Consider the following 21,500-nt stretch of genomic DNA (forward strand, 5'->3'; position numbering starts at 1 on the left):
ACCGGGTCAAAGGGGAGTCAAGCAGTGTAGGTGGAGTGTCCTCACGTGTCGAATTCGAACGACCATCAGTGGTTCGTAGCCGGGGTTGCCAGATCGACCACGAAGGTGTCCTTCTCGCTGAAGAGCACGCGGCGTGTGGCCGCAAGCTCGTCGTTGAGACGGAACATATCCAGATAGAACGGTGCGGCCATGCGCCATATGAGCTCGGCGCCGACCTTTTGCCTTTCCCAAGTGTCGCGACGATAGAGCGATATCGACGATTTTGCCCCCACGAAGGCATAATACCGTATTCCCTGATTCAATAGATACTCTGCGAGCGCGTCGGGCCCGCGACCGAGGGGCATGCCAGGAGGGGGGCTCACGGCACCGGGCAAATCCACCAGGTAAATCGCATTGCGACCGAAATCCAAGTAGTAAGGGTCATCGAGCATGGCGAGCATCTTCGCGCCAGGGGGCACCGCTTGCTGGAGGCGTTGGTACGCCGAGTTCCGATGATCCGAAAAAGGCTCTCCAAGCGCCGTTCGGATATCGTCCAAGTATTGACCAAATGTCGACTTGGCCCAATCCCGCGTTTCTTGAATCTGAAGTACGGAAGACACGATCACGAGGCCAACGGCGATCCACACGCGAAAATCACCCTGACGAATGGACTGCGGCAACGCAGCGCCCGCGGCCAAACCGGTGGCGAGAACGAATGCGAGCATCGACGCGTAGTAATACCGGCCGATGTTCGGCGGGTCCGAAAGAGGAAACCCGCGCACGATGGCGAAGAAGCCGATGGCTGCGGCGATGAAGAGCGCCCTGCTTCCTTTGCGGGGTGAAGCATCTGGAACGAGAAGTGCCGCCAAGATGAAGAATGGCAGCGTCCGAATGGGTTCGCTGTACGTCGCGTTGTTCCAAAGGAATTTGAGCTGGGCGAGCTTATCCTGCCCGGCACCAAAAGCGCCATATTCGGAATGATAATTCCCCGGCAGGATCGGAAAGAGAAACGTGCGACTGGACCGATACGACAACACGAGCCACGGCAGAAGAAACGCCAGGGTGAGCGCGGCGCACAGCGAGGCCTCTCGAAGTTCGGGTCGCGCTAGAAGCCGTATTCGGTTTTTCCCGCGAAATGAAAACGCAAGATACGTGGCCACCAGAAACACCGCGCAGACCGCCAGGTAATTCTGGCGGAGCGTACACGCCGCCGCGGCGAGCAACGCCAAGGGCAGCGCCGTCTTGATTCCAAGGTGGACTTCGCGACGGTCCACGGTGCGATACATCGCTAGAAACAGAAGCGCGCCGGTGGTTGCGCTGGCCGTGTTGATCCGAGTGGCGGGCAATACGGCGAGCAGGATCGCAAGTAGCGGAACGAGGTGCCACGCGTGCCGGGCACGCTCGCGTACATGTCCCAAAAGGACTGCCGTTATCAGGACGGGGCCCATTCCCATGTCGATCAAATGGAGATGCCGCTCGTCACCAACCACGAGAACGAGCGCGTGCAGATAGGATTGCCCACCGTACGCGCTCAGGCGACGAAGACTGAACGGGTCGATGAGTGACCCGCCGTCAATCAGCGCACGCGCAAGAGCAAAATACGAAACATTGTCATCATTGAGATTGAAATGCGGATATATCGGCGACACACAATATTGAACCGCCAGCAATCCCCACACGGGAATGAGCGCAACGGCATAGACACCGCGGTATCGTAACCATCGACGCAACGCCCCCGAATGGACGGGGAAACGCACGCCAAATCGCGCGAGCTCCACGACGAGGGAAATCAACCCCGACGCAACCCAGGCGAGCAAAACTCCTCTCGATACGAGGGACAAGGCGGCGAGAAGGCCGCCGGCCACGATGGTCCATGCCATGCCCCACGCCGCTCGCAAACCCCAGTCGGCGGCGCGCGCGTGGCCGCCGACACGATCGATGGCAGCCCCCCAACCGGCAAACGACAGCGACAACAGAACGCCCCAGAGCAGGAGTCCCGGCAACTGGTGCGAGGCTCGATGCAAGAGCCCGATGCCGATGAAGGTAACGAAGATGAAACCGACCATCGGCGCTGCGCCGATTCGTCGAACGATGTCTCGATGCAACCAGAGCTTGGAAACGATATTTTGACGGATCTTCGAGAGAACCATGTGGAGGACGGGGTAAGCGGAAAAAGGCGGGCCGACTCTACATGACACGCTTCTAGGTGTCTCATTCGCAAATGGCCAAGCAAACCGCGACAAAAGGACGTAAAACGTGCGCCATGCGTTTTTTCGTCATCGGCGGCGCCGGGTTCATCGGCAGCCACTTGGTAGACCGACTGGTGGAGCGTGGCTCGGTTACGGTTTTCGACAACCTCTCCGTTGGAAAACCGGCATTCATCGAAGGCCCGCTCGCGAGCGGCAAGGCCACCTTGATACAGGGCGACGCCCTCGATCTCGATGCGCTGACGCGCACCATGGCCGGTCACGACGTCGTATTTCATCTCGCAGCCAATCCCGAGGCGCGCTGGGGACTCGAGCGAACCCGTCTCGACCTCGAGCAAGGAACCATCGCGACGTACAATGCGCTGGAAGCGGCACGACTCGCGGGCGTGCCCAAGTTCGTCTTCTCCTCGAGCGGCACCGTTTACGGGAACACGGCGGAGGCCTGCGGGGAGACCGATTTGGGCAACCTGCCCATTTCTCTCTACGGCGCGAGTAAGTTCGCCGGCGAATCGCTCATCGCAGCCTACGTGGAATGTTTCAAACTACGCGGGTACATCTTGCGTTTCGGCAACGTCGTCGGCCCCAGGGGCACACACGGGGCCATCTTGGACTTCTGCAAAAAGCTCCGCGAGCATCCGGACTACCTCGACGTGCTGGGCGATGGGCGGCAGGCCAAGCCGTATCTCCACGTCACGGATTGTGCGGCGGGTATCCTCCACGTCCTCGATCACGGCCCCGACGCAATCAATGTCTACAATCTGGCCCCCCCGGATTGGACCAGCGTGGCCCGCATCGCCGAGCTCTGCGTAGCCGCCTCGCCAAATCCGGCTGCGCGCATCGAATTCGGCGGTGGAAAACAAGGCTGGCCCGGCGACGTCCCGGTCTCCCGCATCAACCCCGAGAAACTCGGCGCACTCGGATTCCGCGTCCGCTACACCTCCGACGCCGCCGTCGAACTGAGCGTGAAGCAGGTGGCCGCAGAAGTCTTCGGATGAACGTCGCGAACGAGCAGGCAGTCATCCTCGCGGGCGGCCTCGCCACCCGCATGCGCCCCTTCACGCTGAAAACGCCGAAGGCCCTGCTCGACGTGGCGGGTCGCCCCTTCATCGACTGGCAGCTCGAGAAGCTCGCGGCGTGCGGTTTTCGCGACGTCGTCTTGTGCATCGCACACCTCGGAGAAGCGATCCGCGAACATGTCGGCGATGGGGCCCGATTTGGACTGAGCGTGCATTACTCCGACGAGGGGCCGACGTTACTCGGTACTCTGGGCGCTCTTCGAAAGGCGTTCGACCTTTTGGCGCCCACATTTCTGGTCACGTACGGGGATAGCTACCTGCCCTTCGATTACCAGGCGCCGCTCCGGCTGCTCGAAACCTACGACGACTGCGACGGCGTCATGAGCGTCTACAAGAACGCGGGCCAATGGGATGCTTCCAACGTCGTCACCGATGGGATCTGGGTGTCGCGGTATGAAAAGGGCGTGAAGGACCCGGCGTTCGATCACATCGACTACGGCGCCATCGCACTGCGTCGAAACGTGGTGGCGGCAACGGCACCGGGCACGCGCGCCGACCTCGCGGTGTTGCAAGAGGAGCTCGCTCGGCAGGGGCGTTTACGCGCCTACCCGGCTGCGGTAAGGTTCTTCGAAATCGGCTCACCCGAAGGGTTGGCCACCTTGACCGACCATCTTCTTTTCCAGAAAAGACCATGATTGTTTCACGCGCGCCGGTTCGTTTCTCCCTTGGCGGCGGTGGGTCCGATTTGCCCAGCTACGCGTCGCAGCACGGTGGCTTCCTCGTGGCCGCAGCCATCGACAAGCACATCTTCGTCGCCATCAATAGCCGATTTTACGACACCATCCGTCTCGCGTATTCACACACGGAAATCGTCGAGCGGGTCGACCAAATCGAGCATCGTCTGTTCCGCGAAGCCCTGCGTTTCACCGGTGTCTCGCGCGGCGTGGAGCTCGTCAGCATCGCCGACTTGCCTGCCAATTCCGGCCTCGGCTCATCCAGCTCGTTCACCGTAGCTTTGCTCAATGCCCTGCACGCGTACAAAGGCGAATTCGTCTCCAGCGAGCAATTGGCGCGCGAAGCCTGCCACATCGAGATGGATATCCTGAAGGAGCCCATCGGAAAGCAGGATCAATATATCGCCGCATACGGTGGCGTAACCGCGTTCACCTTCGAAAAGGACGGAGCCGTGCACGTGGAGCGGCTCCCGGTGAAGCTCGAGGTGCTGGACGAACTCGAACGCAACCTCATCGTCTTTTACTCGGGTGTGGAACGCGCGGCGTCCGACGTGCTCGTTCAGCAGCGCGAGGTCATCAAAAAGAACGAGGACAGCGCCGTTCAGCGCATGCACCGCATCAAGGAACTCGGCTACGAGACCAAACGCCTGCTGCTCGAGGGCGACGTCGACCGATATGGAGATCTCCTCCACGAGCACTGGACGAACAAGCGCAAGCTCGCCGCCAAAATGACCGATTCGACCATCGATGAGCACTATGAGGCGGCGCGCAAGGCAGGCGCCTTGGGAGGCAAGCTCATTGGCGCTGGCGGTGGCGGCTTTTTTATGTTCTACGCGCGGCCGGGTGACCGTCGCGCCGTAACCGACGCGCTGGTTCGCCGCGGCCTCAAGCCGCTGCGGTTTCGTTTCGATTTCGATGGCGCGCGCATCGTTGCGAACTTCCATCGCTCGTGACATAGGAAGCGGGCGATCTCCCATGAAAACATTCACCGAATCTTTTCTCGACGAGAGCATCGAGCTCATTCGCAAATTGGACACGGCGAGCATCGAAGCCCTGGCCGAAGGTCTGGCCGCCGTGCGGGCCGGTGGCGGGCGTCTTTTCATCCTCGGTGTCGGTGGCTCGGCGGGCCACGCGAGCCATGCGGTGAACGATTTTCGTAAGATCTGCGGCCTCGAATCGTACGCACCGACGGACAACGTCTCGGAGCTCACGGCGCGCGTCAACGACGAGGGATGGGACACGAGCTTCTCCGAGTGGCTCAAAGTCTCGCGGCTGAACGAGCGAGACGGCGTATTGGTCTTCTCCGTCGGCGGCGGCAACCGGGTGAAGAACGTGTCCGTGAACCTGGTGCGCTCCCTCGAGCTCGCACGCGAACGCGGCGCGAAGATCTTCGGCATCGTGGGGCGCGATGGCGGCTACACGAAAGAAGTGGCCGACGTGTGCGTGCTCATTCCCACCGTCGCCAGCGAACGCATCACCCCCCATACGGAAGGCTTTTGCGCCGTCGTCTGGCACTTGCTGGTCAGCCATCCCAAGCTTCAAGCACAGACCACGAAATGGGAGTCGGTGAAGTAACACTACGGCGAGGCGTCATCCTCGACCGCGATGGCACCCTGATCGACGTCGTGCGCGATGAGGAAACGGGGGTCATCACCACCGCGTTTCATCCGAACCAGTTGCGACTTCTCGCCGGTGTCGAAGAAGGGCTGCGCCTTCTCCACGACGCAGGATACGTGCTGGCCATCGCCACCAATCAACCCGGCCCGGCCAAGGGCCATTTCGGGCGCGAAGCCGTGCAGCGAACGAATGACGCTCTCGTGGCATTGCTCGCCCATCGCGGCATTCCCATCGCAAAGGTTGCAACCTGCATGCATCATCCCGAAGGTGGCGCGGGAGGCGACTCGTCGCTGGTCGGACCTTGCGAGTGCCGCAAGCCGAAACCCGGCCTCCTCCTGGACCTCGTCCGAGACCTCGGACTGAACCCAGCGCATTCATGGATGCTGGGGGACACTTCGTCCGACGTGGAGGCCGGTCACGCGGCAGGCTTGCGCACCGGGCTTATTTTTGCGCCGAACCGATGCGAGCTTTGCCCCTTGCGACCCCAACAGGGGACCACTGCGCCCACGCGCCGGTTGCCAGATTTAGCGGGGGCAACCGTACGAGATCTCGCCTCGAAGATTGCAAATACGGCGGAATAGCTTCTTTTCTGCGGATTGCCTTTCTGCGGCGAAAATGTGATCGGAAACGGAGGTGCGGTGGCACTCATGGCGGCCCCCTGCCGGGGATTGCCACTCAGCTTGTGCTAGAGTGCGCCTTCTTTACGTTGGAGCAAAGTGCATGGCCATTTTCATCGACAGCTCGGACCCCAAGGAAATCCAGGAACTCTATGGCTGGGGTGTGCTGTCAGGCGTCACCACCAATCCGCTTATCATTGCTCGAGAGGCCCCCGATGCGGATCTCGGTGAGCGCATTCGCGAAGTTCTCAAGGTGAGCTGGGGCGACGTCTCCGTCGAACTCACGACCGAGACGGAAAAAGAACAACTCGAGGAGGCCCTCGCCTACCACACGTGGGATCGCGAGCGAATCTGTATCAAGGTGCCCATGAGCGAGCACGGTCTACGCGTCGTTCACGCGCTGACCAAAAAGGGCATCAAGACCAACGTGACGTGCATGATGGCCATGAACCAGGCCTACCTTGCCGCGCTCGCAGGGGCCACGTACGTGAGCATTTTCTCGGGCCGCGTGAAGGATCTGGGCTACGACGTCCGCCCGGTCATTTCCTCGACGCGTACCATCTTGGAGCGGGAAGGCCTGCCCGCGAAGATCATCGTGGGTTCGATGCGATCCATGTTCGACGTGAACGAGGCGCTGGAGGCCGGGGCGCACATTCCGACCATTACACCGCCGCTTCTGCGCAAAATGGTCCATCACCCCCGAACCGAATCCACCATCGCGGAGTTCAACAATGCCTGGCGCAACCGCGGAAGCAAAAAGTAGACGACGTCACACGTGGTATAGCGGCTCGAACATGCCCAGCGAGAACAAGGTCCCCAAGTACGTCGTCGAAGAGGTCAACTACGCCCTGACGGACGCCATTGGTCGCCCCCGGACCGTGCTGGACGTGGGGTGTGGCATCGGCACGAACGGCAAGGTCGCACGCGATCATGGCGCGCACGTGGTGGGCATCGAGATCGTCCCCGAATCGGCAGCCCGCGCGCGGGAAGTGCTCGACGAGGTCTACTCGGTCAACATCGAGACCGACGAAGTGCTCGAGACGCTGAAGGACCGCAAGTTCGACCTCATTCTTTTCGCGGACGTGCTCGAGCACACGGTGAATCCGGGCGCCGTGCTCGCGCGCATGTGCAATCTGCTCGAGGACGGCGGGCACGTCATCGTCTCGCTTCCCAACGTGGCGGCTTGGACGGTCCGCCTCGGGCTGCTCGCGGGCAACTTCACCTACGAACCAAGCGGCATCCTCGACGACAGCCATCTGCGCTTCTTCACGCGCGAGACGGCCATGCGCCTCGTGGAGGAGTCTGGCCTCGAGATCATGCGGGTCGATCTCAACCCGATGCTCGTCCGCGCGGCCAAGCCGCTCATCCGCAAACAGCTCCTCGAGAAGCAGTCCAACGGAGAGGTCGACCCGCTTGCGCTGAGCAAATCGCCCCTTTACCAGGCGTACATGCAGTTCGTGCGTCCCGTGGAAGGGTTGGTCGCCAAGAGTGCCCCTGGCCTGCTCGCCTTCCAATGCGTCATCGTGGCGCGCAAACCGCCGCGTGCGAGGAAGCTCTCGCTTACGGTCGGCATGCTCACGCTCAACGAGGAGGAAAGCGTCGAGAAGATGATCGACGAGATCCGCGAGGTCGCTCCCGACGCGGAGATCCTGCTCGTGGACGGTTCGAGCGACCGCACCCCCGAGCTGGCCGCGGCCAAAGGCGCACGCGTCATCCGGCAGCTTCCACCGCGCGGTCATGGCCCGGCGATGGAGCTCCTGATGTACGAGGCGGCGAAGCAGAGCGATGCACTCGTCTACCTCGACTGCGACTTCACCTATCCCGCGCAGATGATTCCGCGCATTCGCGGCCTGCTCGAGCAGGGCGCGGACGTGGTGAACGCGAGCCGCACCTATCATTACCCCAAGGCGATGCCGGTCCCGAACTTCATGGCCAATCGCTTCTTCGCCGCCACGGCGTACGCGGTGCACGGGGTGCCTACGACGGACGTGCACAGCGGCATGCGCGGCTATCGCTCGTCGGTCATTCGCGCGTTCAATTTCGACGGCTCGGGCGACGCCCTTCCGCTGGATACGCTGATTTTGCCGGCGAAATCGAACTACAACATCGTGGAAGTGCCCATCGACTACAACGAGCGGGTCGGCGTCTCCAAGCTGGCCAAGCTGCGCGGCACGGTGTGGACCTTCATCCGCATCGCCACCGCGGTCGGCAAAGGCGAGCGCGTGCGAAGCGGTCGCCGTTACCGCCACGTCGCGGGCTGAAGCCTCACGCGACGGGGCGAACCCGCATCAGGAACTGGTACTCGCTGCGCGTGACGATGCGCCACGGCAGCGAGTGCACCTCGAATGGCCAGACGAGCTCGTCGACGCGTCCTTGCGCCTTGGCAATGAGGGCGACCCACTCCGGAGGCGAAAGGTACTTGCCGCGCACGAGGACACCCGCGGCGTAGTTGCCGACGATGTCCATCGCCAACAGCGTGGCGTTGCTCACGGGGCCGAATCGAAAATGGTCCTTGATGATGAGCGCCCCTCCGGGACGAAGCACCCGCATGGCCTCGCCAACGACGGCCTCGGGCGATTCGGCGTGATGGAGCACGTCCGCGATGGTGACCAGGTCGAATGTTGCATTGGGGAACGGGAGCACGCGTCCGTCGTACTGTTTGACGTCGATGGCCACTTCGTCGCGCACCTTCACGTCCACACCGACGAGCTCCTCCGCACCGATGCGCCGCGCAACATCGCGCGCCAAGGTGCCATCACCGCATCCCACATCGAGCATCGATCGCACCCCGTCGGGGGAAAGCTCGGTGATCGCGCGCGAAAGGCGCTCCACGCGCGGAACGTGAATTTGCGCGGTATGCCATCGGAAAATCGGAAGATTGCTCAGGCGCACCGCTAGTGAGTTACCCGCGCACCGTGCCGAAGGCAAGACGGTTGCCGCAGGCTTCCCGTACGAAGTCACGCAACCAGCGATGCGCCGCGGACGATGGTTCCTGCATGATGAGAGAAAGCCTTCGACTGGGCCGTGGCATGTGGGTCGCCGGCCTCACCGCCTTCGCGGCGACATGCATGTTCATGAGCCCCGTAGGCTGCTCATCGAGCGACTCCGGAGAGTCCTCCACCCCCGATGCCGGGCGAGATGGGAGCATCATTCCACCGCCGCCCGGCCCGTGTGACCTGTCGAAAGATTTCGGTCGTCCCACGCTCGTTCCCGGGCTACCGACAGGGAGCGGGAAGAGCAGCGGGGCCAGGCTGAGCGCCGACGAGCTGACCGTCGTCTACGACGACGGGAAAGACCTCGTCCTCGCCACGCGAAGTGACGTCGCCAGTGGCTTTCAGACGAAGCCATGGCTTGCGGCCACCAACAGCACGGCGGAGGACTACTTGCCGTGGATCAGCACCAACGGCAAAGACCTGTATTTCATGAGCAATCGCGAGGTAACCACCACCTACGATCTCTATCACGCTCGTCGAGATGACACTGGGAGCGCGTTCGGCGCTGCACAAAAGGTCTTTCATCTGCCATCGGGAAACATCGCATCGCCCTACTTGCTCGAGGGTCGCGAACTTTGGCTCACTCGCCTCGATGGCGACAAGCAGGAGATTTTTCGCGCGCCCATCACGGGCGACGCCACCTTTGGCGCGGCCACCCCCGTCAGTGAGTTGAACGATCCCGCGTCGAAAAACGCCGGTGCAGCCGTCACCCAGGACGGACTCACCGTTTACTTCGTTTCAACCCGCAGCGGAGCCGGAGATCAGGACATCTGGGTGGCCACTCGAACCACCGACTCGGGAACGTTCGGGACGCCCACGCGGCTCCCCGGTGTAAACAGCAGCTTCAACGACAGCCCTGGCTGGATCTCGCCGGATGGATGCCGCCTGTATCTCAGCTCCGACCGCGACGAGGGCAACGATGCCGGCGCGCGCGAAACGCACACCTTCGTCGCCCAGCGACCGAAGTGACGGGCTCTCACGCACCGCTCTGTCGGGCATGGCGACCAGAACCTGCATTCAGCGAGAATGCACGCCGATCTAGCCGTATTCCGGGAGGAATTTTCTCGTGACTTCGTCGCCGTCATAACCGCACTCATCGGATGCGTCGACATGGGCGTATGCGAGCCCTGCACGCGCCCTCACGCGGGAGTTTTCCACTGCAATCGTGGATGGTAGTCGTACGCCCGTGATGAACCGCCGCCGCCGTGCGCTCGTAGGTTGGTCGTGTGCTGCTTCCGTATTCGGTGCGCTGGCCACGACCGCCGCCGCGTGCTCGTCGACCGATGCATCGACGGCAAGTGACGCGGGACCGGATCGAGGCTCCATCATTCCGCAGCCGGACGCCCCCTCCTGGACGCCTGCCAATCTTTTTCCTGACCTCTGGCTCGACGGGGACGACGTCGTCGTCGCGGGGGGCGCCGTAACGCAATGGAATGACCGCTCAGGGAAGGAGAATCACGCGGTCACCGCCGTGACCGATTCCGGGGCACGTCGACCGACTGTGGTCGAGATCCATGGCCACAAAATCGTCTCGTTCGACGGGCAATCGCGGCTGGCCGTCGCCGACACCCCGTCGCTGCAGTGGGGTACCGACGACTTCACCTTTTTCGTCGCCCTACGCTCGATCGGCCTCGACGATCCCAATTTCGGCACAATTTACGCGCGAACGACGTCCACCGTACCCAATCCGGGCGTACAGCTCTTCATGACTCGCTCACCGAGCACGTACCTGGTGGGGGCAGAAGCCAATCATCGCATCACGTCACTGCGCAGTGGCTACGACGACGGGCTGCTTCACCTCGTGATGCTTCGACGCTCGGGCCCGAGTCTCGAGCTACGGGTCGACGGGGTACTGGCGGGCAGGGTTACGACCGATCCCGTAAGCGTGAATGCGAGCGACGGCAACGGTACGATCGGGGGCGCACGCGAGGGCGACAAGTTCCTACGAGCCGATATCGCGATCATTCTCGGCGTCCGCGCAAGCTTGGCCGAGGCGGACATCGCGAAGGTAGAGGCCTACGTGCGCGAGCGCTACGGATTCTGAGAAAGTCCGTGCCCCGAACGAAAAGGACTCAACCGATGTTGCTCGATGTCTACAGTCCGTAGCGATCCTTCAAGTACGTCTCCACACGGGTGACGTCTCCGTCGGAAACCGTCGCATGGACGCCAATGAGCTCGGCGATGTCGCCGATGAGAAACTGCGACGAGGTGTTCCCACCAATGCGAACGTCCTGACCGCCGGCGCTGACGTTCACCTGGGAAACGGTCATGCTCCCAGAGGGGCGAAAATCAACGCGCATCGTGAGCTCGGTGCCCACCCGCCGAAACGACGTTACGTGCGGCTTGCCGTCGGCGTAGCCCCTGTCGTCCGCGGATTTAATTCGGCTCACATCGCCTGTGCCCATCAAGAATTCGCCCGGCAATCCGGTACCACCGTCCCTGTTTTTCGGCGTGGTTGCGAAGATCTGGACCCCGCTGTACGGCTCCGGCCCTATGTCCTTGACGAAGATGTCACCGACCAAGGGATCGAGGGCGTCCGTGTACCGGAGGACCGTGAAGAACGCGAAGTCGTCCGTCCCCCAGCGAAGCGAGGGCGCGTCCCGGACGACCAACTGCGTGGCCCCATTGAAGGAGGCACCCTTGTGACCATTGAAGACGACAGCCCTCGGCTGCAGCGAGGCGGTGTCCTGTCTCGCATCATTGCGGTTGCCCGACTTATCGGTCCATTGGACCACGCTGCCGTTCGTCTCTTGGATGTCGTCCCCGTCGAGCCAGATGGCCGGGAATAGATTGACAGGCGTCCACGGCAACACGTCCGGCACCGGAACGATGGGCGGGCGATCTTGCCCTGCATCCGTCGTCATCGGAGCCGCCGCGCCCTCATCGGCGGAAGAACATCCGCCGCTGTGCAGAGACAAAGTGCCCATGGTGGTGAGCGTGAAGGCGGAAAGAAAAATCGCAGAACGATGCGTCATCACCGTGGTCTTCTTTAGGCGATCTCGCGTCCTTTGACACGGCCTCCACGTAGTGGATCCGCTAACGAAAAATGCCGCCCTCGCCAAGCGAACGCGAGGCTTTCTCGCCCACGCTTTGCATCGCACGAATCGGGGAAATCGATCCCTCGATCAACAACCGCTTGACTCGAGCGCTCGTGCCGGATAGACAGCGTCTTCTCTGAGAGCGGGCTATTAGCTCAATTGGTAGAGCAGCGGACTCTTAATCCGTTGGCTGAAGGTTCGAGTCCTTCATAGCCCACCCGTCCTCAAACCTCGCCGGTCCCCCGGCCCCCCCCAAAGGGGTCACGCGCGGAGCGAGGTGCCGTCGATGACGAAGCGGTAACGGACGTCGTTCTTCAACAGGCGTTCGTACGCTTCGTTCACCTGGTGGACGTCGATGGTCTCGATGTCGGAGACGATGCCGTGGGCGGCGCAGTAGTCGAGCATCTCCTGGGTTTCCTTGATGCCGCCGATGTTCGAGCCGGCGAAGCGGCGGTTGCCGCTCACCAGGGCGAAGGGCTCGACGCGCAAGGCTTCGGGGGGCAACCCGACCAGCGCCAAAGTACCGTAATGGTGCAAGGTCTCGAAGTAGTCGTTCAAGTCGTGCGGGGCCGACACGGTGTCCACGATCAAGTGGAAGCGGTTGGCCAGCTTGGGGAAGACGCCCTTGTCGCTCGTGACTTCGAAGGCGTGTGCCCCTAGGCGCTTGGCGTCGGCCTCCTTGGCGCGCGAGGTGCTCAGGACAGTGACCTCGGCGCCCATGGACGCGGCGAACTTCACCGCCATGTGCCCCAGGCCGCCCAGGCCCACGACGGCCACGCGGTCGCCCTTCTTGCAGTTGAACTGCCGCAGCGGCGAGTACGTGGTGATGCCCGCGCAGAGCAGCGGCGCGGTGGCGGCCAAATCCAGCCCTGCGGGAACCTTGAGGGTATAGTGCTCGCGCACGACGATTTGCGAGGAATACCCCCCATACGTGGGCGTCTTCCGGTCCATTTCCGTGCTGTTGTAGGTGTACGCGCACCCCGCCTCGCAGAAGTTCTCCAGGTGCTCTTTGCACGACGCGCACGTGCCGCACGAGTCGACGAAGCAGCCCACGGCGCCGATGTCGCCGACCTTGAACTTCGTCACGTCCTTGCCCACTTGGGTCACGCGGCCGACGATCTCGTGGCCCGGAACCATCGGGAAGATGGCCCCTCCCCACTCGTCGCGCGCTTGATGAAGATCGCTGTGGCAAATGCCCGAGTACAGGATCTCCAAGAGAACGTCCTTGGGACCGGGATCGCGCCGCTCGATGATCGTTGGTGCCAGTTTTGCCCCCGCCCTTGCCGCTGCGTATGCCGGTGTTTTCAACATGTGATGAACTCCTTGTTCGAGGCGGAAGCATGCCCCCGAAGGCCGATGTGGAAAAGGCTCACCCGGCGGACGTGCTATGTAGAAAATCTTACGAATGGCCTTCACGCCGCTTAACGCGCTGAACTCGTTCCTCGCCGTTGCTCGCAGGCAAAGCTTTGCTGCGGCCGCATCGGAGCTAGGTGTTTCGCCTTCGTCGCTGAGTCAGTCGGTGCGCCAGCTCGAGACGCGGCTGGGCGTCACGTTGCTTTCTCGAACCACGAGAAGCGTATCACTCACCGATGCAGGGCGCCGCCTGCTCGAGCAAGCAGGGCCCGCGATCCAGCAGGCTCTGGATGCTCTGAAGGGCTCTTCTGCGCGCCCTGGCGAGGTCACGGGCCGGGTGCGGCTCACCGTGCTTCCTCTCGCGTGGGATCGGGTCATCGCGCCCATCCTTCCGCGCTTCGGGACGCGCTTTCCTGCCGTCGAGGTCGAGGTGCAAATCGAAAACCGCCGCGCGAACATCGTGGCCGAGGGACTCGACGGCGGCATCACCCTGGAAGAATTCGTGGCCCGCGACATGGTGCACGTGCGCCTCACGGGCTCGGCGCGCTTCGTGGTGGCGGCCTCGCCACGCTACGTGAAGAAGCACGGCGTCCCCAAGACGCCGCGCGATCTCGCCGCGCACAACTGCATCTGCTACCGCTCGCCCAACACGGGGCGGATCTGGCCCTGGGATCTCGAGCGCGGCAAGCGCACCTGGCGCGTGCCCGTGCGCGGCACGTTCGTCACCAACGACGAACGTGCCGTCCTCTCGTTGACCGAGGCGGGGCTCGGGCTCGGTTACGTCTTCGAGCCGGACATCACGGCACAACTCAAGAGCGGAAGCCTGCAGATCGTCCTCGAGGACTTCGCGGCCTCCGTTCCGGGCTTCTACCTCTATTTTCCGAGCCGCGCGCAGGTCTCGCCGGCCTTCCGCGCCTTCATCGACGTCGCCCGCGAGACCACTGCACGTCGCGCAGCTGGCGCTAGTTAGAGTGCTTCTCGATCATCTTGCCGAGGCGCGGGACCGCGGCCTCGACGTTCTTCTTCGCGCTACCGCGAAGTTTGTCGTAGGTGCCCTTCACCACGCCGCTCTTCGACTTCTGCGCCTTGGCATCGGTGATGGCCAGAAGGGCGTCGGCCACCTTGCTCGTGTTGTTCTCGAAGAACGTTGCGACCGGCTTGTTCTCGGTCTGGGCCTGTTGGTACAGCGGGTCGAGCGCATCGGCGAACTCGGGCAGGAGATCCGCCACGACTTGCTTGATGAAGCCCGGCTTGACCCCTTTCACCGCCGCATAGCCCGCCTTGATGGCGAGCCCCGAGATGCCGGACTTATCCGCGACTTCGGCGTCGATGAGCGCGAGGCAATCGTCGACGACGGCGGGCTTCTTGGCTTCGCTGGTGAGTACTTCCGGGAGCTTCGGCATCGGGCTTTCCACCTTTCGTGGGGTTAGGTCGTAAGAAGAATGGATCGGCGATAGCACACCTTGTCGGCATGTGCATGCGCCTGCAAGGCTGTGCTTGACTCGTCGCGTTAGTGGTGGTCCACCTTGGTGACTGAATCGTCATTCACTAAGGAGACGTCATGGCCACCGGCAACGGAAACGGAAATGGCAAGGGGCGTAGCGAGCGCATCGCCATCGTCGCAGGGCTGCGTACCCCCTTTGCGAAATCGCAGACCGCCTACCGCGATCTGAGCGCACTCGACCTCGGCAAAATCGTCGTCGCGGAGCTGCTCGCGCGCTCCGAGTTGTCCCCCAAGGAAGTGGGCCTCTGCGTCTACGGCCAGGTGCTGCCCTCCATCGCCGCGCCCAACATCGCGCGCGAAATCGTGCTCGGCACGGCCATGCCCAAGGACATCGAGGCCTTCTCGGTCAGCCGTGCGTGTGCGACGTCGTTCCAATCGCTCACCAGCGCCGCCGAATCGCTGCTCGCCGGCCAGCACGACGTGGCCATCACCGGCGGTGCCGACAGCGCGAGCGACGTGCCCATCACCGTCTCCAAAAAGCTAGCCGAGGCGCTCATGAACGCCAACAAGGCGAAGACGTTCGGCGAGAAGCTCAGCGCCTTCCGCAAGCTCTCCGCGCGCGATTTCCTCCCCGTGCCGCCCTCGCTGAAGGAGCCCACGACGGGCCTCACCATGGGCGAAAGCGCGGAAAAGATGGCCAAGGAGGCCCACATCTCGCGCGAGGCGCAGGACGAGTTCGCGCACCGGAGCCACTCGCGCGCCGCCAAGGCGTGGAGCGATGGAGTCTTCGACCAAGAGGTGATGCACGTCGTTCCGGGCCCGCGCTACGACAAGCCCATCGCGCGCGACAACACCGTGCGCGACGATTCGAGCCTCGAGGGCTACGGCAAATTGAAGCCGGCCTTCGATCGCAAATTCGGCAGCATCACCGCGGGCAATTCCTCGCCCCTCACGGACGGCGCCAGCGCGCTGATCGTGATGACCGAGCAAAAGGCGAAGGCCCTCGGCTATCGCCCGCTGGGGTATCTCCGCTCTTGGGCCTACGCCGCGCTCGATCCCGGCGATTGGATGCTCATGGGCCCGAGCTACGCGACGCCCATCGCGCTCGAGCGCGCGGGGCTCACGCTCAAGGACATGGACCTGGTCGATATGCACGAGGCCTTCGCCGCACAGATCTTGTGCAACACGCAGGCCTTCGCCTCGAAGAAGTTTGCCGAGGAGAAACTCGGACGCAGCGAAGCCATCGGCGAGATCGACGATGCGAAATTCAACGTGCACGGCGGCTCGATTTCCATCGGGCACCCGTTTGCGGCCACCGGGGCGCGCATGGTCACCACGGTGCTCCACGAATTGAAGCGGCGCGGGAAACAATTCGGTCTCGCGACGGCATGCGCTGCCGGCGGGCTCGGGGCGGCGGTGGTGTTGGAGGTGGGCGAATGAGCACGCAAACAGTGGCAACGACGCAGACGTCGCAAGACGGGACGGCTTCCATCGTGCGCATCGACGTGCGCCCGGATGGCGTCGCGGTGATCACGCTCGATGCACCGGGTGAGTCGGTGAACACGCTCACCGAGCGCTTCGGCACCGACTTGCGCGCAGCGTTCGATCTCGTCACGCAGGACGCGAACGTCACCGCGGCGGTCCTCACCAGCGGCAAGAAGGACTTCGTGGTCGGTGCGAACATCGACATGCTCAAGGCCATCACGCTCGCGGCCGATGCCGAGCGCCTCTCGCGCGACGGCGCACTGGCGTTCCGGGCCATCAAAGCCTCGAAAAAGCCCGTCGTCGCCGCCGTGCACGGGCAGGCCCTGGGCGGCGGCTTCGAGCTCGCGCTCGCGTGCCACGCCATCGTGGCCAGCGACGACAAAAAGACGCTGTTCGGCCTTCCCGAGGTGCAGCTCGGCCTTCTGCCCGGGGCCAATGGCCTCATGCGCGTCGCCGAGCGCGCGGGCCTCCAGGTGGCGCTCGATCTGGGCCTCACGGGGAAGAACACGCGCGCCGCCAAGGCGAAGAAGCTCGGCCTCGTCGACGAAGTCGCCCCGGCGTCGATCCTGCTCGAAGTCGCCGTGAAAATCGCCAAGGAGCTGGCCGAAGGAAAGCCGCGCGCACGCCCCGGTTTCAAGTTCGACGGCCCACACCTCACCTTGCTCGCGCTGGAGAAGAACCCCGCCGGCCGCGCCCTGCTCTTCCGCAAGGCGCGCGAGGCCACGCGCAAGAAGACCCACGGTCATTACCCCGCAACGGAGCGCATCATCGACGTGCTCGAACGCTACGGCGACAAAGGCTTCGACGCGGCGGCGGAGCTCGAGGCGCGCGCCTTCGGGGAGCTCGTGGTCAGCGAAACGGCGCACCGCCTGGAGGAGATCTTCTTCGCCACCACCGCGCTGAAGAAGGACACCGGCGTGGACGATCCGCAGGTGAAAGGCGAAGTCCCGAGCAAAATCGGCATGCTGGGCGGTGGCCTCATGGGTGGCGGCATCGCCTACGTGTCCATCAACGCCGGCGTGCAGGTTCGCCTCAAGGACAAGGACGACGAGGGCGTCGGGCGCGGTCTGCACTACGTGCGCGGCATCCTCGACGAGCGCGTGAAGAAGCGCCAGCTCTCGCGCGAGGAGCGCGATCAACTCTTCGCGCGCCTCACCGCCACCACGGATTACAGCGGCTTGCGCGATGCCGGGATCGTCATCGAGGCCGTCTTCGAGGATCTCGCGCTCAAGCACCGCGTCCTGCGCGAGGTCGAGGCGGTGACCAAAGAAGATACGATCTTCGCCTCGAACACGTCGTCCATCCCCATCGGCAAGATCGCGGAAGCCTCCAAGCGCCCGCACACCGTGGTGGGGATGCACTACTTCAGCCCCGTGCACAAGATGCCGCTGCTCGAGGTGATCCGCACCAAAGCGACGTCACCGCAGGTGGTGGCCAGCGCGGTGGCGCTCGGGAAAAAGCAGGGCAAAACCGTCATCGTGGTGAACGATGGCGTCGGCTTCTACACGAGCCGAATCCTTGCACCGTACATGAACGAGGCGGCGTACTTGCTCTCCGAGGGCGTGCCCATCGAGACGTTGGATCGCGCGCTCGTCGATTGGGGATGGCCGGTCGGCCCCGTGACCTTGCTCGACGAGGTGGGCATCGATGTGGCGGCGCACGTCGGGCCCATCATGCTGGAAGCGTTCGGCGAACGCCTCACGCCGCCCGACACCATGTCGAAGCTCGTCGCGGACGACCGCAAGGGGCGCAAGAACGAGCGCGGCTTCTACCTCTATGGCAAAAACGCCAAGGGAAAGAAGAAGGCCGTCGATCCTTCGGTGTACACCACGCTCGGCATCGAGCCGAAGGTGGGCGCGCCCGTCTTGGCCGAGGAGCTGCAGATGCGCTGCTCGCTCCAATTCGTGAACGAGGCCCTGCGCTGCTACGGCGAGGGCATCTTGCGCACGCCGCGCGACGGCGACATCGGCGCCATCTTCGGCCTGGGCTTCCCGCCCTTCCGCGGCGGGCCGTTCCGCTACGTCGATACCATTGGCGCGGCCGAGATCCTTCGGCGCACGCAGAGCTACTACGACCGATTCGGCAAACGCTGGGAGCCCGCACCCTTGTTGGTCGAGATGGCCAAGAAGGGCTCGCGCTTTTACTGAGGGTTTAGGGTGTAGGGGATAGGGTTTAGGTGAGAAGAAAGCTTTCTGTTCCCTAAACCCTAAACCCTTAACCCTTACCCCTAGGTGGGCGCGAGTTTCGCCGCTCGCGTCCTCCACCTCCGCCTCCGCCACCCGCGCCTTCGCGTGGCCGCGCTTCGTTCACCGTCAAGGTGCGGCCGCCGAAGACGAAACCGTGCAGGGCATCGATGGCCCGTTTGGCGTCGTCGTCGGAGGCCATTTGGACGAAGGCGAAGCCGCGCGGCTGGCCGGTCATGCGATCGTGAATGATGGCGACGTCGGCCACGTTGCGGCCATCGGCCGCGAAGAGGTCACGAAGCTGCGATTCGTCGCACGTGTAAGGAAGGTTTCCCACGTAGACCTTGGTCCCCATGCTCCTCACTCCCAAATACGAGCGTACGGGGCTCAGTGCGCTTTGCAAGCGTCGCCTGCCGCCGGGATGGCCGAATTCCCGCGCGATTGCGACCGACTGGCCACCTTTGGCGCCCGGAAATGGCTATAAGAGCCCACATGATTCCGCGCTATACGCCTGCCGATTTCCAGGAGCTCTGGTCGCCTGAACGCAAACTTTCCACCTGGCTCGAGGTCGAATTGGCCGCCTGCGCCGCCATGGAAGAAGCCGGATCGGTGCCAGCCGGCACGGCGGCAGGCCTGCGCGCCAAAGGAATTGTGCTCGATGCCGCGCGCGTCGATGCCATCGAGAAGGTCACCAAGCACGACGTCATCGCCTTTCTGACGCATGTCGAGGAAAAGGCCGGCATCGAGGCCCGTTGGCTTCACCGTGGGATGACCTCGAGCGATGTGCTCGATTCGTCGTTCGCCATTCTATTGCGCGATGCGGCGGGCCTCCTGCTCACGCGCGCCGAGCGCCTATTGCGCGCCCTCGAAAAGCGCGCCCGCGAGTTTGCCAAGACGCCATTGATTGGCCGGAGCCACGGCATTTTTGCCGAGCCCACCACCTTTGGCCTGGCCCTCGCCGGACATTATGCGGAAATTGCACGAGGTGTAGGCCGGCTGCAGGCTGCGAAGAAGGAGATCGCGGTCGGGAAGATCGCAGGCGCGGTCGGCACCTACGCGCACCTCTCGCCCGAAATCGAGAAGAAGGCGCTCGGGGCGCTGGGCCTGGAGCCCGAGACGGTGGCCACCCAGATTGTCGCGCGCGATCGGCATGCGGCGTTCTTCTCGGCGCTGGCCCTGCTCGCGGCGGGCATCGAGCGCTTCGCCACCAACGTGCGAAGCTGGCAGCGCTCCGACGTCGGCGAAGCCGAGGAGCCGTTCACCGTGGGCCAAAAAGGCTCGAGTGCGATGCCGCACAAGCGCAACCCGGTGGTGAGCGAAAACCTGTGTGGCCTCGCGCGCATCGTTCGCGCCGCGGTCACGCCGGCCCTGGAGAATGTCGCCCTTTGGCACGAGCGCGACATTTCGCACTCCTCGGTGGAGCGCATGATTGCGCCCGATGCGACGGCGACGCTGGGGTATATGCTGGATCGCTGCGCGGCGCTGGTGGAAGGCCTCGTGGTGTACCCGGAGAACCTGCAGCGCAATTTGGATCGCGCGGGCTCGCTCTACTTCTCCGAGGCCGTGCTCCTGGCCCTGGTCGATTCGGGCATGGCGCGGCAGGAGGCGTACGTGCTCGTGCAGCGCAATGCGATGCGCGCGTGGTCGGGCGAGGGCAAGTTCTACGACAATCTGGCTGCCGACGCGGACATCAGCGCGCGCCTGCCCGCGGGCAAGCTCGCCGAGTGCTTCGATCTGGAGCACGCGCTGGCCCACGTGCCGGCCATCCTGGAACGCGCCTTCGCGCGATGATGCGGACATGGGCCATTGCGGTGGGCGGGTTCGCCGCGCTCGGCGGGGTCACCTTCTTCTTCTGGAAGATCGGGAGCCCGCCCGCGCAGACCGCCGCCGCCGTGGCCAACGTGGCCGAGAGCGAGGCCGGCGCGGATGCCTGCACCGCTCTGCACGACGCCAACGAGGCCGTGCTGGAGAAGCTTCAGCAGGGAAAGAAAGACTGCCACATCGTGCGGCCCGATCTCGGGTGCGTGACGACCCGCACGGGCGTCACCTGGGGCTACCGCATCGCGCGCACCCGCACCGAGCCGGCGGAGATGCCTGCAGAGCACAACGAAATCCAGGACTGCGCCACGGATCACGACGTGGAGCTCGTGCGCCGCGATTCGGCCGGGACGAAGGTGCTCGCCGGCGGGCACGAGACGCTGTCCTACACGTGGTCGACCAAGCAGAACGATCTCTCGCTGGAGGCCCTGGCCGACTACGACGGCGATGGTGAGATCGAGATCTTGCGCCTTCACGATGCGCTCGCCCACGAAGGCTCGCCCGAACACGACGTGGCGGTGTTGACCTTCAAGGATGGCGACGTGAAGCCGTATCCGCCCGCCGCGGCGCTGAAGATCGACGCGCAACGCGACATCGATGGCGATGGCCGGCCCGATCTGCTTTCACGCGGTCCGTACGCCAGCGTGACGGTGAGCGACGCGCTCGGAAACGAGTGGAACGTCGGGTCGGCGATGTTCGCGTACCACGCGCTCCCGAACGGCGCGTTCGAGCTTGGCGACGCGGCATCCATCGCGTACACGCGCAGCCGCTGCCCGTCGGCGCCAAAGGACGTGCCCATCACCTTGGACGATACGACGGGCGCCACCGGACACGAGGCACTCGCCGATTCGCTCGTTTGCGCGCGGCTCTGGGGCATGCCCCAGGAAAAAATCGACCGCGCGTGGGGCAGCGTATGCCGCGGCTTCGACGCCACCGAAAACCCGTTCGGGTGCCAAACGTGGCCCACGGCCCTGGCGTCCATCGCGCCCCCCTTCACGTTGCGCTGATCGCGGCGG

Annotated in this window: 20 protein-coding genes and 1 tRNA gene; 15 read left to right on the forward strand and 6 right to left on the reverse strand. The window is 63.7% G+C overall.

All coding sequences use genetic code 11. The features are described 5' to 3' along the window. Window positions 1-65: 65 nt before the first annotated feature. Window positions 66-2,129: a hypothetical protein gene (locus LZC95_45530; protein ID WXA93704.1), complete on the reverse strand. Its 2,064-nt coding sequence runs from the start codon at window positions 2,127-2,129 to the stop codon at window positions 66-68. A gap of 113 nt (window positions 2,130-2,242) precedes the next feature. Here LZC95_45530 and LZC95_45535 point away from each other — a divergent pair, with 113 nt between their 5' ends. From LZC95_45535 to LZC95_45565, 7 genes are all read left to right on the forward strand, one after another. Beyond that, on the forward strand, window positions 2,243-3,181 hold the full coding sequence (locus tag LZC95_45535; protein ID WXA93705.1) for an NAD-dependent epimerase/dehydratase family protein: 939 nt from the start codon (window positions 2,243-2,245) through the stop codon (window positions 3,179-3,181). Beyond that, complete coding sequence (locus LZC95_45540) at window positions 3,178-3,897, forward strand: NTP transferase domain-containing protein (protein ID WXA93706.1); 720 nt, start codon at window positions 3,178-3,180, stop codon at window positions 3,895-3,897. Before LZC95_45535 ends, LZC95_45540 begins: the two co-directional genes overlap by 4 nt. Then, window positions 3,894-4,889: a sugar kinase gene (locus LZC95_45545; protein ID WXA93707.1), complete on the forward strand. Its 996-nt coding sequence runs from the start codon at window positions 3,894-3,896 to the stop codon at window positions 4,887-4,889. Before LZC95_45540 ends, LZC95_45545 begins: the two co-directional genes overlap by 4 nt. A gap of 22 nt (window positions 4,890-4,911) precedes the next feature. Continuing rightward, window positions 4,912-5,511, forward strand: coding sequence for an SIS domain-containing protein (locus tag LZC95_45550; protein ID WXA93708.1), 600 nt, complete (start codon window positions 4,912-4,914; stop codon window positions 5,509-5,511). After that, window positions 5,493-6,134, forward strand: coding sequence for an HAD-IIIA family hydrolase (locus tag LZC95_45555; protein WXA93709.1), 642 nt, complete (start codon window positions 5,493-5,495; stop codon window positions 6,132-6,134). The genes LZC95_45550 and LZC95_45555 overlap by 19 nt, the downstream gene beginning before the upstream one ends. A 139-nt stretch (window positions 6,135-6,273) precedes the next feature. Further along, entirely contained in the window at window positions 6,274-6,933 is a 660-nt protein-coding gene (locus LZC95_45560; protein ID WXA93710.1) for a transaldolase, read from the forward strand. A gap of 31 nt (window positions 6,934-6,964) precedes the next feature. Continuing rightward, on the forward strand, window positions 6,965-8,431 hold the full coding sequence (locus LZC95_45565) for a methyltransferase domain-containing protein (GenBank protein WXA93711.1): 1,467 nt from the start codon (window positions 6,965-6,967) through the stop codon (window positions 8,429-8,431). Window positions 8,432-8,435: 4 nt separating this feature from the next. Here the strand turns inward: LZC95_45565 and LZC95_45570 are convergent, their stop codons facing one another. Beyond that, complete coding sequence (locus tag LZC95_45570) at window positions 8,436-9,062, reverse strand: methyltransferase domain-containing protein (GenBank protein WXA93712.1); 627 nt, start codon at window positions 9,060-9,062, stop codon at window positions 8,436-8,438. 104 nt (window positions 9,063-9,166) lie between these two features. Here LZC95_45570 and LZC95_45575 point away from each other — a divergent pair, with 104 nt between their 5' ends. Both LZC95_45575 and LZC95_45580 read left to right on the forward strand, forming a co-directional pair. Beyond that, complete coding sequence (locus LZC95_45575; GenBank protein WXA93713.1) at window positions 9,167-10,132, forward strand: hypothetical protein; 966 nt, start codon at window positions 9,167-9,169, stop codon at window positions 10,130-10,132. 217 nt (window positions 10,133-10,349) lie between these two features. Continuing rightward, a complete protein-coding gene (locus LZC95_45580) occupies window positions 10,350-11,207 on the forward strand; it encodes a LamG domain-containing protein (GenBank protein WXA93714.1) in 858 nt (285 codons plus the stop codon). A gap of 49 nt (window positions 11,208-11,256) precedes the next feature. Here LZC95_45580 and LZC95_45585 read toward each other — a convergent pair whose 3' ends face one another. After that, window positions 11,257-12,138, reverse strand: a complete 882-nt coding sequence (locus LZC95_45585) for a hypothetical protein (GenBank protein ID WXA93715.1) — start codon at window positions 12,136-12,138, stop codon at window positions 11,257-11,259. Window positions 12,139-12,345: 207 nt separating this feature from the next. Here LZC95_45585 and LZC95_45590 point away from each other — a divergent pair. Next, a tRNA-Lys gene (locus LZC95_45590) sits at window positions 12,346-12,418 on the forward strand. Between the two features lie 44 nt (window positions 12,419-12,462). Here the strand turns inward: LZC95_45590 and LZC95_45595 are convergent. Then, window positions 12,463-13,512, reverse strand: coding sequence for an NAD(P)-dependent alcohol dehydrogenase (locus tag LZC95_45595; GenBank protein WXA93716.1), 1,050 nt, complete (start codon window positions 13,510-13,512; stop codon window positions 12,463-12,465). Window positions 13,513-13,606: 94 nt separating this feature from the next. Between LZC95_45595 and LZC95_45600 the strand changes: the two genes are divergently transcribed. After that, complete coding sequence (locus LZC95_45600; GenBank protein WXA93717.1) at window positions 13,607-14,524, forward strand: LysR family transcriptional regulator; 918 nt, start codon at window positions 13,607-13,609, stop codon at window positions 14,522-14,524. Here LZC95_45600 and LZC95_45605 read toward each other — a convergent pair. Continuing rightward, window positions 14,517-14,957, reverse strand: coding sequence for a hypothetical protein (locus LZC95_45605; protein WXA93718.1), 441 nt, complete (start codon window positions 14,955-14,957; stop codon window positions 14,517-14,519). The genes LZC95_45600 and LZC95_45605 overlap by 8 nt on opposite strands. Before the next feature lie 158 nt (window positions 14,958-15,115). Here LZC95_45605 and fadI point away from each other — a divergent pair, with 158 nt between their 5' ends. Both fadI and fadJ read left to right on the forward strand, forming a co-directional pair. Further along, complete coding sequence (gene fadI, locus LZC95_45610) at window positions 15,116-16,438, forward strand: acetyl-CoA C-acyltransferase FadI (protein WXA93719.1); 1,323 nt, start codon at window positions 15,116-15,118, stop codon at window positions 16,436-16,438. After that, entirely contained in the window at window positions 16,435-18,630 is a 2,196-nt protein-coding gene (gene fadJ / locus LZC95_45615; GenBank protein WXA93720.1) for a fatty acid oxidation complex subunit alpha FadJ, read from the forward strand. The genes fadI and fadJ overlap by 4 nt, the downstream gene beginning before the upstream one ends. A 67-nt stretch (window positions 18,631-18,697) precedes the next feature. Here the strand turns inward: fadJ and LZC95_45620 are convergent, their stop codons facing one another. Next, window positions 18,698-19,021 carry an RNA-binding protein gene (locus LZC95_45620; GenBank protein WXA93721.1) on the reverse strand — a complete coding sequence of 108 codons (324 nt, stop codon included), beginning with the start codon at window positions 19,019-19,021 and terminating at the stop codon, window positions 18,698-18,700. 137 nt (window positions 19,022-19,158) lie between these two features. Between LZC95_45620 and purB the strand changes: the two genes are divergently transcribed. Continuing rightward, entirely contained in the window at window positions 19,159-20,457 is a 1,299-nt protein-coding gene (gene purB / locus LZC95_45625; GenBank protein ID WXA93722.1) for an adenylosuccinate lyase, read from the forward strand. Then, a complete protein-coding gene (locus LZC95_45630; GenBank protein ID WXA93723.1) occupies window positions 20,454-21,491 on the forward strand; it encodes a hypothetical protein in 1,038 nt (345 codons plus the stop codon). Before purB ends, LZC95_45630 begins: the two co-directional genes overlap by 4 nt. The last annotated feature ends 9 nt before the right edge of the window (window positions 21,492-21,500 follow it).

It is taken from the genome of Sorangiineae bacterium MSr12523 (assembly GCA_037157775.1).
Taxonomy (GTDB): domain Bacteria; phylum Myxococcota_A; class Polyangia; order Polyangiales; family Polyangiaceae; genus Pendulispora; species Pendulispora brunnea.